General features: G+C 55.8%; 8 protein-coding genes. 3 read left to right on the forward strand and 5 right to left on the reverse strand.

From position 1 onward, the window contains the following. Nucleotides 1-10 precede the first annotated feature (10 nt). The 3 genes from BUB13_RS06090 (at nt 11) to fusA (ending at nt 4,771) form a co-directional block, all read left to right on the forward strand. Nucleotides 11-808, forward strand: coding sequence for a GPMC system MBL fold metallohydrolase (locus BUB13_RS06090; RefSeq protein ID WP_072906808.1), 798 nt, complete (start codon nt 11-13; stop codon nt 806-808). Beyond that, nucleotides 805-2,625, forward strand: a complete 1,821-nt coding sequence (locus BUB13_RS06095; RefSeq protein WP_072906809.1) for a TIGR04442 family protein — start codon at nt 805-807, stop codon at nt 2,623-2,625. The genes BUB13_RS06090 and BUB13_RS06095 overlap by 4 nt, the downstream gene beginning before the upstream one ends. Nucleotides 2,626-2,704: 79 nt before the next feature. After that, nucleotides 2,705-4,771, forward strand: coding sequence for an elongation factor G (gene fusA, locus BUB13_RS06100; RefSeq protein ID WP_072906810.1), 2,067 nt, complete (start codon nt 2,705-2,707; stop codon nt 4,769-4,771). A 12-nt stretch (nt 4,772-4,783) separates the two neighbouring features. Here fusA and BUB13_RS06105 read toward each other — a convergent pair whose 3' ends face one another. The 5 genes from BUB13_RS06105 to BUB13_RS06125 all read right to left on the reverse strand — a co-directional run bounded on the left by BUB13_RS06105 (nt 4,784) and on the right by BUB13_RS06125 (nt 12,961). Then, nucleotides 4,784-7,345, reverse strand: a complete 2,562-nt coding sequence (locus tag BUB13_RS06105; RefSeq protein ID WP_072906811.1) for an ATP-binding protein — start codon at nt 7,343-7,345, stop codon at nt 4,784-4,786. Then, on the reverse strand, nt 7,342-8,466 hold the full coding sequence (locus tag BUB13_RS06110) for an ABC transporter substrate-binding protein (protein WP_139249318.1): 1,125 nt from the start codon (nt 8,464-8,466) through the stop codon (nt 7,342-7,344). The genes BUB13_RS06105 and BUB13_RS06110 overlap by 4 nt, the downstream gene beginning before the upstream one ends. Nucleotides 8,467-8,701: 235 nt before the next feature. Then, nucleotides 8,702-9,061, reverse strand: a complete 360-nt coding sequence (locus BUB13_RS06115) for a thermonuclease family protein (RefSeq protein ID WP_072906815.1) — start codon at nt 9,059-9,061, stop codon at nt 8,702-8,704. A gap of 18 nt (nt 9,062-9,079) precedes the next feature. Further along, on the reverse strand, nt 9,080-11,218 hold the full coding sequence (locus tag BUB13_RS06120; protein WP_072906817.1) for a response regulator: 2,139 nt from the start codon (nt 11,216-11,218) through the stop codon (nt 9,080-9,082). A 108-nt stretch (nt 11,219-11,326) separates the two neighbouring features. Continuing rightward, complete coding sequence (locus BUB13_RS06125; RefSeq protein ID WP_072906819.1) at nt 11,327-12,961, reverse strand: ABC-F family ATP-binding cassette domain-containing protein; 1,635 nt, start codon at nt 12,959-12,961, stop codon at nt 11,327-11,329. Between the last annotated feature and the right edge of the window lie 25 nt (nt 12,962-12,986).

Consider the following 12,986-nt stretch of genomic DNA (forward strand, 5'->3'; position numbering starts at 1 on the left):
ATCGATACCGATGTCAGCAACCACCCTCGACATAACGATCCTCGGCTCCGGAACCAGCACAGGTGTTCCTGTCATTGGCTGCGATTGCGATGTTTGTACGTCAAATGATCCGCACAACAAACGCACCCGCTGCAGCGCACTGCTCAGTTACGCTGGCCACAACCTGCTGATCGACACCGCCACCGACCTGCGACAGCAGGCGCTACGCGAGGGTATCCGCCAGATCGACGCGGTACTTTACACCCACAGCCACGCTGATCACATGCACGGCATCGATGATCTGCGCAGTTTCAACTTCCGCCACCGGGGCTCAATTCCGCTTTATGGATCGCCACGCACGCTGGAACGGGTGCGGGATAATTTCGATTACATTTTCGCTAACCTGGAAAAACCGGGCTACGTCCCCCGCCTCAGCCTGCATCCGATCGAGGATGATTTTTACCTGTTCGAGCAGAAAATCGAGCCGATCGCGCTGGAGCATGGCGGCATGCAGGTTTATGGTTACCGCTGCGGCCCCTTCGCCTATTTAACCGACTGCAACGGCATCCCGGAAGCATCGCTGCTCAAACTGTCCGGGCTGAAGCTGCTGGTGCTCGACGGGCTGCGCTTCAAACCACACGACACCCATTTTAACATCAGCCAGGCGATTGAAATGGCGAAAAGAATCGGGGCTGAACGGACCCTGCTGACCCATCTCAGTCATGACATCGATCACAGACGCGACAGCAAAACACTGCCTGCAGGGATCGAGTTCGCTTACGACGGATTCAGCTGTTCCCTCCCCTTGTCGCCGGAGGCGCGCAAATGAACACCGAACTGCGGCTGCACGGCCGTATCAACGACAGCATCGAATATTACGCCACTGCCGCCGGAAAACGCCTGCTGCATCATCACTTCTACCAGATTTCCGAACAGCAGCTGCGGCTGTTCTCTCCCGGCAACGAGCTGACCTTAAGCAACGATGGGATCAAGCAGGTCGGTAACGGCGGCACCTTCTGTGAATACATGTTCGGTGTTGATCAGCCGCTGGCAGACCTGACCAAGGGGGGCATCCTCAACCGACTGACCCTGCATGGCGCCAGCTACAACGAAGACGGTCGCCTTGAACTTGGCAAGCAGAACAGCAACCAGAGCAGCTACTCGCAACTGTTTTTCGAAGGACATGCGGTCTTCAACTATGCTTTCTTCGTGGACGGCATCAGCGGCAGCAACCATCCACAAAAGCAGGAGCAGATCCTGCGCCTGCTCGGTCGTCGGTTGAAGCGCCTGCCCCACCTCAACCAGAGGGACGATTCCGAGTTGGCAACCGAACTGTTGAAGGTTTTGCCGGAACAGGCGACACTCTACCTGGTTCGACTGATCAACATCCGTAACAAGCGCTACCAGCAGCAGTTCCAAAAACTCTACTACCAGCATCGCCAGATTCCGGACGAGCAGTTCAGTGAGCTGCAGGTGCTGGCCAACGACCTCGGTATCGACCGCTACCAGCAGGAACGCATCCGCGTCGACGTCATGTACCGGCACCGTGACAACTACCGCATCATCGACGAATACCGCCGCACCCTGATTCAGTGCTACCGGCAGGGCTACCTCGAACCGGAACAGCATGCCCAGCTGACCCGGTTAAAAACCCTCTCGGTGCGCAACAAGATCCCTTCACCACTGTTTTTGACGCTGGACGACCAGTTGAAGATTCCGGCCAGGCAGCTGGCTGACGAGCCGGAATACATGTCGACCACGCGGCAGATTCTGCAGAAAATCTTCCAGCCCTATCGCAGTGGCTCCGGTGTTGACAGCATCGACATGGAACAGCTGTTGTTCGCCAAGCAGCAGGCACAGCGCAACCGCGACCACGGCTTCGAACAGCTGCTGCTGGAAACCGGCAAAGAGTGCGACGAGGCGATCCGCGACGGTGCGCCGCTATCGCTGCTGGAAAACTTTTCCTACATCATCACCTTCTTCGACCGCTATGACAGCAGCCTGAACATGCTCAGCCAGATGGCCTTCATGGAAAATTTTCGCCTGACGGACAAGATCCTGCGCAGCCTGCTCGGCAACCAGCAGGCATTCAACAGCCTGTCGCGCAACCTGTTCGGCCGTCTGTTTTTCGACGACATCCTCGGCAACGGCTATCTCGGTCGTTTCGGCCGACGCAAACTCGATTGCCTTGAACGCGGGTTGAACGAAACCTCCGCCGGGCAGCTGACACTGGAAGAGCTGGAAAACCGGTTGAAACAGCTCGATGCCGAAGAACGTCTCTACAACACCGTGCTGCACAACGCCAAGGAGCGTATCCGCAACCGCTATTCGCGTTACGAAACCGATTCGGAGCAGCAGCAGCTGTTCAACGAGTTGAGCGACGAACTGCTGGTCCGTGGCATCATCAGCGACCTGCTCGATCCCGGCCTGTTCCGCAACGTCATCCACGACATCAAAAAGGAAGCGATTTACCTGCACAGCCTGCTACCGGAAATCATCTCTTCACAGGATCGCCACCTGCGCGAGGATTTTCTCAGCAACAGCGGTCTCGACCGTTTCTACGTCGAAGAACTGGAACGAGAGTATTTTACCCACAACCAGATCGACCTCGACCACCTGTCGCGGCTGCGGTCGGAAAGCGCATGATTTTTACCTAAAGCGGGCAAAGCTCTGTTATGATTAGGGTTCATGTAATAATTTGATTGCCGTTTCAGGGGAGCTCATCATGGCTGATGTCAACCGCAACCAGATCCGCAACTTCGGCATTATCTCGCACATCGATGCCGGTAAAACCACCGTTTCCGAACGGATTCTCTTCTACACCGGCGAAATCCACAAAATGGGCGAAGTTCACGACGGCATGGCGGTCATGGACTGGATGGATCAGGAGCAGGAGCGCGGCATCACCATCACGGCATCGGCCACCACCTGCAGCTGGCGCGACTATACCTTCAACCTGATCGACACCCCTGGCCATATCGACTTCACCATCGAGGTTGAACGCTCGCTGCGTGCTCTCGACGGCGCCGTCGCTATTTTCAGTGCGGTCGAAGGCGTCCAGCCGCAGAGCGAATCGGTCTGGCGCCAGGCCGACCGCTACAGCGTTCCGCGCATCTGCCTGATCAATAAAATGGACCGCATCGGCGCCGACCACCGTGACGTATTGATCGCCATGATCGAAAAACTGCACGCCAAACCGATTCTGCTGCAGCTGCCGATCGGCCACGAAGACGCCTTTCGCGGCGTCGTCGATCTGGTCAACGAGAAAGCGATCCTGTTCGATGAAGAAGATTTCGGCAAAACCCTGACTGAAGAAGACATCCCTGCAGAGCTGCTGGAAGATGTTCACCAGGCCCGCGAACGGATCATCGAAGCGGCCGCCGATTACGACGACTCAATCCTCAACGATTTTCTCGAGGGCGAACCGATCAGCGGCGAGCGCCTGATGCCAGCACTGCGACAAGGCGTCATCGGCTGTCATATTTCGCCGGTATTCCTCGGTTCGGCACTGCGCAACAAAGGTATCCAGCCATTGCTCGACGCCATCTGCTCTTTGCTCCCGTCCCCCTTGGACATCCCCCCTGCCGATGCCATGCGGCTCGACAACGAACAGCAGGAAAAAATCGAAACCGACAGCAAGGGGCCACTCTGCGCACTGGCGTTTAAGGTTCTGGCCGACGAAGGGCGCAAGCTGACCTATCTGCGCATCTACTCCGGCAGCCTGAAGCCGGGCGATGCTGTCTACAACAGTCGCACCCTCGGTGAAGAAAAAGTCGCCCGGCTGTTCCGCATGCATTCGCACAAACGAGAGCGGATCGACCGTGCGGTCGCCGGCGACATTGTCACAGCCACGGGGCTGAAAAATGTCCTCACCGGCGACACCATCAGCCTGGCGGAGACGCCGCTACAGCTGGCCGGGCTGGAGTACCCGGAGCCGGTGGTCTCGCTGGCGGTCGAGCCGAAAACCGTCGACGACCGCGACAAGCTACCGCCGGCGCTGGAAAAGCTGCAGTGGGAAGACCCGACCTTCCTCGTCAAAGAAGACCCGGAGACCGGTCAGACCCTGCTCACCGGCATGGGCGAACTCCACCTGGAAGTTGTGGTGCAGCGACTTGAAACCGACTTCGGAGTCGGCACCATCACCGGCCGTCCGCAGGTCGTCTACCGTGAAACCCTGACCAAAGAAAGCGGACATCACGAACTGTTTGAACGCGAGATCGATGGCAAAATACATCAAGGTGAGGCACACATCAGAATCGTGCCGACCCCACGCCGCAGCGGCCTGCAGATCGAGATTCCTGCCGAGGTGCTGGAACAGTGGCCTGAGGAGAATCGGGAAGCGTTGCAGCTGAAATTGGAAGCAGCCTGCCAGTCGGGACCGGTCGCAGGCTACCCGCTCACCGACATGCAGCTGACCCTGAGCAAGGCTCCATACGACGGCAACAAAACCACCGATCTCGGCATTTCAGCGGCAATCAACCGCGCTGTGTCACAGGCATTGAGTAGCGGCAAGCCGACCCTGCTGGAGCCAGTGATGGCCTTGGAACTAACCGCCCCGGCAGACTACACCGGCCGGGTAATGGGCAGCCTGCAACAGAAACGGGGACAGGTGGAGGGGGTTACTTCACGACCGGGGCAGGACGTGGTACGGGCAACAGTGCCGCTGCTGGAGATGTTCGGTTACATGACCGAACTGCGCAGCGCCACCAAGGGGCAAGGCAGCTTTACCATGGAGTTTTCCCACTTCGACCAGGCACCGCTGGAAACCTTGCAGAAGTTTGGCTTTAAATAGCAAAGGGCCTGATCAGTCGAGCTGGCGTGCCATCATTTTCACCACGTCCATCGGTGTCGCCGGCTTATAGACAAAATTGGTCCCCTCTTTGAGCACCCCGTCTTCGAACAGGCTGCGATCGGTATAGCCCGAAGTGTAAAGCACCTTCAGCTCCGGATCTTTTTCCAGCAGACGCTTCGCCAGTTCGACACCGCCGATATGCGGCATGACCACATCGGTCACCAACATATCGACCCGCTCAGCCGCGGCGTATTTTTCCAGTGCGTCAACACCATCCTCAGCCGGAATCACCCGGTAGCCGAGTGATTCGAGAAATTCACAATGCATCTGCCGTAATGCGTTTTCATCTTCAGCAAAAAGAATCGTTTCATTCCCTTTACGCAGATCCTTTTTCTGTGTTTTTTCTTTTACCTGCTCTGAACCCTGTTCCGAGCGTGGCAACAGAATTGTAAATGACGTTCCCTTCCCGACCTCACTGTCAACCTGCAGGTCACCGTTGTTCTGAGTGATGATCCCGTAGACCATCGCCAGACCGAGGCCGGTGCCTTTGTCCTTCTCCTTGGTGGTGAAGAAAGGTTCAAAAATATTTTCCAGAAGCTCTTCTGGGATGCCACAACCGGTGTCGCTGATCGTCAAACAAACCGTATCCTTCTGTTGCATCTCCGGTAAAAAGCCAGGACGGCACTCGCAGTCGACCGGGCAGTTTACCAGGTTGATTTTCAGCTGCCCGCCCTCCGGCATCGCGTCTTTGGCATTGACCGCCAGGTTGACAATCACCTGTTCCAGCTGCGATTTATCCATCAGCACCGGCCAGAGGTTATCACCCACCTCGATCTGCAGGTCGATCTGTTCACCAACCAAACGGCGCAACATATCGGACAGGGCCAAAGCTTCGGCGCCAAGATCAAGGGTCTGCGGGGTGCGCGTCTGCTTGCGGCTGAACGCCAGCAGCTGCTTGGTCAAACCTGCCGCCCGCTCACCGGAGTTGCGGATTTCCTGAACATAGCGGAAGCAGCTGTGCTCTTGTTCGAGTCGATGCGTGATCAGCTCGGCATAACCGATGATCGCACTGAGAATGTTATTGAAATCGTGCGCAACACCACCCGCCAGCCGCCCGATCGATTCCATTTTCTGCGAATGCTGCAGCCGCTCCTCCATCTGGTCGCGTGCTTCGCGGGCTGCAACCAGGGCCGTAATATCGCGGTCAACGCCACGGAAGCCGATAAAATTCTCATCTTTATCGTACAGTGGCGAACCACTGGACATCAGGTACTTGATACTGCCATCGGCACAGGTAATCCGCCGTTCAACATTGACAAAGGCTGTCCGCTCGCGAAAATGCCCTTCGACCTCGGCAAAAACCGATTCCTCTTCGCAGCCTTTCGACAGTTCCAGGTACTTGCGCCCCAGCATGCTGGCCTGCGAGTAGCCTGTGATCGACTGCTCGGCTTCACTGCAATAGGAGAAACGGTGGTTAACGTTGGTTTCCCAGATCCACTCGTTCAGGCTTTCCACCAGCGAACGGTATTTCTTTTCCGATTCCAGCAGATCCGCTTTTTTCGTCCGCAGTTCAACCGCCAGGTCCTGCATCGTGCCGGTCAGTTCGCCCAGTTCATCTTCGCTCTGCGGCTCCATTTCAAAGAATTCGGCATCGGTCTGCAGTGCCTGCATCACCTGCTTCTGGTTGAACAGGAAACGACGGATGTAAACGCGAATCCGGTACCAATAGAATCCAGCCGCCAAAACACCGACAAAGCTGATCGCCAGTGAGAGCTGCGAAACCAGTCGCTGCTGAGCAGCATTCTCTTCGTTCAGTGCGCTCAGAATCTCTCTGCTCATATTGGAAAAGTTCAGCGCCGAGGATTCGACAAACTGCTTGCGATCATCCAGTTCCAGGTTACGCTGATAATATTTTTCCAGCATCTGCACCAGATGATCGAGCTGCGCCGTTAAAATGGGATCGGCTGTCACGGAGTTCAGGACAGCGATCGATTTTTTAATTTCGGGCAACCGCTGGTACTGGCGATGATGGACATATGAGGACACCTGGAACTGCAGATTCAGATCGAGCACCAGGGTCTCATTCGCCTGATCGTGGCTGTGCTGCAGACCTTGCTGATGTTCGGCGGAATGCTCGGCGCTCGCTGCGCCATGGGCATGCAAAGTCCGCAACGAATTATGAATCGCTGCTTCCAGCCGTTCGGTGGCACCGCGTACCTCTGCCAGTTCATGCAGCGCCTGGCCGAAGTTCTCCAGGTGGAAACTCAAGCCACCGAGCTTTTCCTGCAGGTATTGCGAGGTATGGGCCATCTCTTGCTGGATAATTGCGCAGGTCGCGGTGCTCTCTTTGCGCAGACGTTCGAACTTCGCCCGATCGAACCACTTGCCCTGCTGAAACAGGGCCAGGTGCAGGACATCAAGTTCTCGCACCTGTGTTTGCAGAAGGCTGATGTGATCAAGAACCTGCCTGTGCCGCTGCTGGGCGTAGTAGGTCAAAAACTGGCTCATAGCCAGAATCAGGGTGACGAAAGTGATGCTGAAAAAGATCCAGAAGACCTTTTGCGAAAGTTTCATCGGCTATCCAGCAGCTCGCGAACCTTGTCGTAGGTTGGCTGATGATAGATCAGATCGGCAGCGTTGTCGGCATCACGCTCTTTGCCAAGGGCCCCATCAAAACTCCCCCGCTCCTGCATGTTTTCGATCCAGACATCGATACCACGCTGCCAGTCGTCAGAGAAGTCGGTCAGGTAATGGATTGTCGGCAGGGACATCAACTCCACTTCGAGCGGCTTGCCGAGCCACTTCGCCACCAATTCCGCACCTTCCTGCGGATGCTGCTGCAGGTAGAGGTTGGCACGCATCAGCAGTGCAGTCAATTTGCTCAGCAGTTTATCCTCCCGCATCAGCAGGTTGCCATTGGCAGCAATAGCGCAGCAGGGATGATCGACCCACTGATGTTCCGGCGGCAGATCGCGCAACCGGGCGACCATCTTGCCCACCCGCTGATACTCCGCCAGCGCCGCAAAGGGCTGCATAACGACAAAGCCGTCGATCAAACCGTTCTCTAACGCCGGAATCAGGTTTTTCGGCCCGTGCATGTTGAGCACCAGGACCTCGACGCCAGCGTTGCTGTTCTCCTTGGCAAAGCTGATCCCTTCGGCGTTCAGCGCCTGCTCGAAGATCAGGTTCTGCACTGAATTTTTGGTTTTATAACCGATGCGTAACGGTTGTTTTCTTTGTTTGACCAACGCAATAAAGCCGGCCCAGTCGTTGGCAGGCAGGCTGTTGTGCAAAATCAGGCCGGCTCCTTCGGACATCAAGGGGGCAACGATTTTCAGACTGCTGCCGTCATCGATCTGCGCCAGCATCGCCGGAACGCCACCCAGCACAACATCGAGCTGCTTTTCGCTCAACTTGCGCACCAGCTGCGCCCCACCTGTTGAGCCCTGCACCAGAAGAGTCGCAATCGGCTTGCCGTTTTCGATCAACCGATACTCTTCCTTGAACTTGACTTCCTGCAAATAGATACCACCATGTTGATGAAAATATTCCGGCAGCTGGGCTGCAATATAAATTGCGGCATGGTGGTCATGCGGCGCATGCCCCAGGCGGATAATCGGCAGGGGTTCAGGCTGCTGCGTGCAGGCAGGCAGGAACAAAAGAAGGCTGATCAGTAACAGGAAACATTTCTTCATCGAGACACCGTCTGTAAAAAAACATTCAACATACTGCGGCAACAGAACAACTGCCCCCTCGCAAGCCGGAGAACGGCTCAGAAACAACCTGCTTAGTATACTCTAATCCTGGACAAGATCAACAGGAACAGCGAAAAAATAACCGATTTCTAACGGAAAACCAGAAACAGGGAGACGAAAAAACGTATACGAAAAACGGCGGGAAACGTCTGGCAAATGATCTTTGCCGAAAGGTTCAATATTCCTGATAGATGGCGTGCCCCTTCTCGACCAGCAGATCATTGACGTTATGCCAACTGTCATCGACGCTGTCCTGCAACCAGATTTCTGCAATATAGCGGCCGTACTTGCCCTTGCTGTCCCGCAACGTCTGCAACATCACCTCTTTATCCAAAATCAGGCCACGCAGATAGTCGCGTGAAAGGCGTCCGGCCTCTTTGCTTTCACCGCGAATCTCCGGGGCATTGATCCGGGACAGGCGTAACGTTTCTTTCTTCTTCCAGATGCCGAAGCCAAGGTCCAGATCGGCATGGCAGGTATCACCGTCGTACACGGAAACAATCTTCGCCCGGTAGTAATAACAATTCTCTGTCATCGCCCCCCACTTTCACGCTCAGCCTTGCTGCACTTCTTTAACCGCGCTGCCCAGTTCGCGCATGCTGTATGGTTTTTTCAGGTAGCCGCTGGCCCCTGCCTTCTGGGTCAACTTGACCTCGTCGCTCTCAGAAAAACCGCTGCTGATCAAGGCTTTCTGGCCCGGTCGCAACGCCACGGCACGCTCATAGGTTTCGCGGCCATTCATCCCCGGCTCCATGATCATATCGAGCAAGAGCAAATCGAATTGCTCTTCCCGCAACATGGCCAAAGCCTCTTCCCCACTTTCGGCAACAGAAACAGAGTAACCGAGGGTGGTCAGCATCTGGCTTGCCAGATCACGGATCTGCTCTTCGTCGTCGATAACCAGGATTCGTTCGCCGTTCGCCTGCAGCTCTGAACAGTCGGCGATTTCCTCGGCAGAGATTTCCCCGCGGCAGACCGGCAGGTAGATTTTAAAACAGCTGCCTCTCTCCGGCTGGTCCACGTCGATATAGCCACCATGATCCTGCACCGTGTTCCAAACCACCGCCAGCCCCAAGCCGGTGCCACTATGCCCCAGCTTTTTGCGCGTGAAGAAAGGTTCGAAGATATGTTCGATATCTTCCGCAGCGATCCCGGGACCATTATCACAAATCTGCAGCCGCACATATTCGCCAACCGCAACCTCTTCGTACTGACCGAAAGGGCTGTCGATATAGCAGTTCTTCGTCTGCAACAGAATATTGCCCTCTTTGGTCGCTTCGGCGGCATTGAGAACCAGATTCAAAATGGTTTTCTTGATATGCACAACAGAGCAGGAGATATTCAGTAGTTCTTCGTCAAGCTTTGTATCGACTTTTACCTGCGGGAAACGCTTCTGCAGTTCGGCGTGCTCCGGTGAAAAAAGGTACTCTTTGACCAAGCGGTTGAGATTGATGGTCTTCTTGTCGGACGCCGCGTTGCGCGAAATCGTCAGCATATCGGCGACAACGGCCGCTGCCCGCTCACCGGAATCACGCACGGCGGAGGCATGTTTGCGACAGGGACTGTCCTCCGGCAGCTTCATCAGCATCAGTTCCGCGTAGCCGCTGACCCCGGCGAGGATATTGTTCAGGTCATGCGCGACTCCACCCGCGAGCAGGCCGAGCGCCTCCATTTTCTTCGATCGATTGACCTGTTCCTGCAATTTTCTCGTTTGCAGCTCCGCAGCTTCACGCTCTTCCAGCTCTTTCTGCAGCTCCCCGGTCCGCTGCGCAACCTGCGTTTTAAGGCTGCGGTTCCACTGCAGAACCAGTAGCAGAATAAAGAGAAACAACACAACGACAACGGTCAGAATAAAAGTCGGCGAAGGTCGCCAACCCTCCTTGCCAAGTGAAACCCAGTTGTCGAGTATTTTTTTGCGCTCCTGCGGCGTGATCGTTGCCATCCCTTTGCTCAGAATGCTCTGCAACACCGGCCAGTCGCTACGGCAGGCAAAGGAAAGATCAAAGATGAAATCGGTGTCTTCAGTGACCTTCAGGTTGGTGATGCCATCTTTTGCAATATAGTAGGAGGCTGAAGCGATATTGAGGATCATCGCATCGACCTTGCCGAAAGAGACCTGGCGTAACCCGGCAGAGATATCAGGCATAACCTCCAGGGGGATTTCGGGATGCGCCCGCTTCATATATTCGTGGTCGGCGTAATTCGCCACCACGGCCACCCGCTTCCCCTGCAGATAATTCAGCTTGGGAAAGTCCTGCTCCGAATCGCGCACCAAGACCACCGCGGGGAATTCAACGAACGGCTTGGTGAACAGCATGTATTCAAGCCGCTCCGGCGTCGGTACGGCGGCTCCCCACATATCGATGCGCCGGTCTTTCGCCGCCTGCACCACGTCACTCCAGTTGTCCATGCGGACGATTTCGAACTTCAGCGGCAACTTCTTTTCCAGCAGAGCGACGAAATCAGCAGCGATCCCACGATAGTTTAAATTGTTGTCTAAATATTCAAGTGGCGGGAAGTCGGGGTCGGGAGCAAGTCGGACAACGGGGTGAGCCTGAATCCATGCCTCTTCTTCAGCAGTCAGGGCAAGGGGGCCTGTCTCGCCGGTGTATGCCTGGGCCCAGCCGACGGGAAGGCAGACAAAGAGTGCACTACAGATCAGCAAACATGCCGATCGCAGAAAATGCAGCATGGTAAAAACCCCGGTTTACAAAGCAGTTAGCAGCAACAAACAGCAACGACTTGTTAGATAATACCAAGGTTTTACAGAAATTAAAGTTTTTTATCGATTGATTTACTCTTAAACATGGCCGTGGTCGCGACCACTTTTCTGCAGGTAATATTCGTAATCTCCCTCATAAGAGATCATCTCCCCGTGGTCAATCTCAAAAACCCGGCCGACCAGCGAACGCAGAAAGTGGCGGTCGTGACTAACCAGCATCAGGGTTCCGGTGAAATTCTGCAAGGCCTCAAGCAGCACTTCGCGCGACTGGATATCGAGGTGGTTGGTCGGCTCGTCGAGAATCAGCAGGTTGAGTGGTCGCCCGAGCAGCGTTGCCAGCACCAGCCGTGATTTTTCCCCGCCGGAGAGCTTGTCGACCCGCTTGTCGACATCATCCCCCTGAAACAGAAAAGCGGCACAAAGGTTACGCAGCACGCCGATTGTCTGCTGTGGCAGGGCATCCTGTACGGTTTCGAAAACTGTCTTTTTCGGATCGAGAAGCTCCATCGAATGCTGGCTGAAATAACCGAGATGCACGTTCGCACCGATGGTCGCACTACCGCTGGTCGCTTCAGTTTCACCGCTGATGACTTTCAGGAAGGTCGATTTACCGGCGCCGTTGACACCGACCACGGCAATCTTTTCGCCCCGCCGAACCATGCCTGAGATGCCAGAAAAAACCGGCTTTTCGCCGCCGCCATCGAGCGGCCAGACTTTTGCCAGATCATCAAGCGCAACAACATCGTCGCCGCTGCGCGGCGGCTCTGAAAACTCGAACTTGACCACCTTCTGCTCCGGCGGCAGCTCGATCCGCTCGATCTTCTCCAGCTTTTTCACCCGTGACTGTACTTGAGCCGCGTGCGAGGCACGGGCGGCAAAACGGGCAATGAAATCTTCTTCTTTTGCCAACATCTCCTGCTGCCGGTTGTAGCTGGCCACCAGCTGCTCGCGGCGGATCTCCCGCTCACGCAGGTAGAAATCGTAGTTGCCGCCGTAGCTGGTGATAGAGCCACCGGCCACTTCAACGATGCGATCGACCAGTCGGTTCATGAAATCACGGTCGTGGCTGGTCATTACCAGCGCGCCTTTGTACTCTTCGGCCAGCCAGTTTTCCAGCCAGACGATTGATTCGACATCCAGGTGGTTAGTCGGCTCATCGAGCAACAGTACATCAGGATTAATCGTCAGAATCCGCGCCAGGGCAATACGCATTTTCCAGCCACCACTGAAAGATTCGACCGGCCGGTTGTAATCGTCCGGGCCGATGCCAAGGCCGGTCAGCACAGCCTGCGCGCGGCTCTCCAGATCGTAACCGCCACGATGCTCGAACTCCTGCTGGGCGTCGCCGTAGCGTTCCAGCAGTGTCGCCATCTCGTCATCCTCCAGCGGCTCGCACATCTGCGCTTCCATTTCAGAGATCTGTTCACCCAACGCGACCGTGGCCTCAGAAGCGGCGACCACCTCTTCCAGCGCACTGCGGCCCGACATGTCGCCAACATCCTGCGAAAAATAGCCGATCACGGTCTTTTTGCCACAGCTGATTTCACCGGCATCGAGCGCTTCTTCCCCGGTCATCAGGCGGAAAATGGTCGACTTGCCGGCACCGTTCGGGCCGACTAGGCCGGTGCGACTGCCGGGCAGAACCTGGAAGCTGGCGTTTTTGAACAGCACCCGGTTGCCGTGCTGTTTGCAGATATCGGTCAGATGGATCATGGCTACCTCACAGAAGCGGCCCGGA

This window comes from Malonomonas rubra DSM 5091 (assembly GCF_900142125.1).
GTDB lineage: Bacteria > Desulfobacterota > Desulfuromonadia > Desulfuromonadales > Geopsychrobacteraceae > Malonomonas > Malonomonas rubra.

Excerpts from the sequence above, each read along its gene's own strand:
- BUB13_RS06090 (WP_072906808.1), top strand. The coding sequence starts at position 11 with ATGTCAGCAACCACCCTCGACATAACGATCCTCGGCTCCGGAACCAGC.
- BUB13_RS06095 (WP_072906809.1), top strand. The coding sequence starts at position 805 with ATGAACACCGAACTGCGGCTGCACGGCCGTATCAACGACAGCATCGAA.
- fusA (WP_072906810.1), top strand. The coding sequence starts at position 2,705 with ATGGCTGATGTCAACCGCAACCAGATCCGCAACTTCGGCATTATCTCG.
- BUB13_RS06105 (WP_072906811.1), bottom strand. The coding sequence starts at position 7,345 with ATGAAACTTTCGCAAAAGGTCTTCTGGATCTTTTTCAGCATCACTTTC.
- BUB13_RS06110 (WP_139249318.1), bottom strand. The coding sequence starts at position 8,466 with ATGAAGAAATGTTTCCTGTTACTGATCAGCCTTCTTTTGTTCCTGCCT.
- BUB13_RS06115 (WP_072906815.1), bottom strand. The coding sequence starts at position 9,061 with ATGACAGAGAATTGTTATTACTACCGGGCGAAGATTGTTTCCGTGTAC.
- BUB13_RS06120 (WP_072906817.1), bottom strand. The coding sequence starts at position 11,218 with ATGCTGCATTTTCTGCGATCGGCATGTTTGCTGATCTGTAGTGCACTC.
- BUB13_RS06125 (WP_072906819.1), bottom strand. The coding sequence starts at position 12,961 with ATGATCCATCTGACCGATATCTGCAAACAGCACGGCAACCGGGTGCTG.